We start from the raw sequence: 1,023 nt of genomic DNA on the forward strand, positions 1-1,023 counted from the left end.
GGCAAACCCCGCCGATCCACCTTCCCCGACGGCAACAACGGCAACCCGTCAACCACCATCACCACCGAAGGCACCATGAACCCCGGCAACCATTCGGAGGCGAAGCCCCGTAGCTCCGAGCGTTCGGGCACCTGGAAGCCGGACGGCACCACGTGGGCGGCCAGTCGCCGGCCGAGGCGGTCCTCGATGACGGTGACCACGCTCTCCGCGACGAGCGGGTGCGACGAGAGCACCCCCTCGATCTCGCCCGGATCGACACGTACGCCGTGGATCGAGAGCATGTCGTCGTCGCGGCAGTGCACCTCGATCGTGCGGTCGGGCCTGAGGGCCACCGGCTCCTCGGCGCGGACTCCATGCCCGGACACGTCCCGGGAGAGACCGGCGCCGCTCATCCTGAGCTCTCCCGGCACACCGAGCGGCTGGCGGACACCGGCCGCGTTGAGTACCCACAGCGCACGCCCGGGCAGCGGCAGGCCGGCAGGCTCCCGGCGCGGACGCCCGACGGCGAGGGTAGGCACCGGGCTCCACGTCACCGGACCGGCCGCGACTTCCGGGCACCAGGCGTACGCCAGTTGCGCCGAGGCCTCCGGGAACGCTTCGCGCCACGCCTGGTGCTGGGTGGACCAGAGTGCCTCCCCGCTGAGCAGGATGCTCCGCAGCGACGACGGAGGCGGCGGCACCCCGTCGGCTTTGCCTGCGGCCAGCCGTTGCAGTGCCGACGGCAGGATGGAAGCGACGGTGACGTGGTGCTCCAGCAGTGCCTCACCCAGAACGTGCGGGTCGCCACCGGAGGGCGCGTACGCGAGACGGGCCCCGGCCAACAGCGCCGCCCAGGTCTCCCACAGCGAGTGGCCGGCACCCGTCGTCAGCAGGACGTCCTGGTCATCGAGGTAAAGGACCGGCTGCGCGACGGCGAGCGCCTCGACGAGACTCCGGTGTTCGATCTGGACGCCTTTGGGGTTGCCGGTGGAGCCGGAGGTGTAGATGACGTATGCCAGGTCATCGGGGGTGGCGGTGGGTTCG

The 1,023-nt window shown here is 71.4% G+C and carries 1 protein-coding gene; it reads right to left on the reverse strand.

All coding sequences use genetic code 11. The features are described 5' to 3' along the window. Positions 1 to 1,023, reverse strand: a 1,023-nt coding sequence (locus AC2CHG_RS31550; protein ID WP_484526227.1) for an AMP-binding protein, incomplete at both ends; no start/stop codon positions are given.

The sequence above is a fragment of the Micromonospora sp. ATLC20 genome, from assembly GCF_057196585.1.